Annotated in this window: 1 protein-coding gene; it reads left to right on the top strand. The window is 35.9% G+C overall.

The window, feature by feature from the left end:
• Nucleotides 1–74 precede the first annotated feature (74 nt).
• The coding region (locus QWY28_RS23785) for a hypothetical protein (RefSeq protein ID WP_300955374.1) at nucleotides 75–273 on the top strand (199 nt) is incomplete at its 3' end.

Genomic DNA, 273 nt, shown 5'->3' with positions numbered 1-273 from the left:
AAATAGACACTTCTGTTATTATATTGCTCAATTAAAATAATAGACAAATCAGATTTAACTATATAGGGAGTTTTATGACACTAGCTGTAACCGGACGAGAACTTGTTTATAATCGTACAGTAGTAAGAAACAGTGTTTCCCAGCCAGATGTAGAGGCGTTTAAAAAAGCTGCAGCAGGTTGTTTAGCGCAAATTCATAAAGACCTCCAGAGATTCCAATCTGAAATAGGCAAGATCGATAATGATTTTCCCTTCGCATGTGGGTACAGTTTTA

Source organism: Nocardioides oceani, assembly GCF_030412965.1.
Classification (GTDB): domain Bacteria; phylum Actinomycetota; class Actinomycetes; order Propionibacteriales; family Nocardioidaceae; genus Nocardioides; species Nocardioides oceani.
The sequence above is the reverse complement of the archived record's forward strand: the minus strand, read 5'-3'. Positions and strand labels throughout refer to the sequence as shown.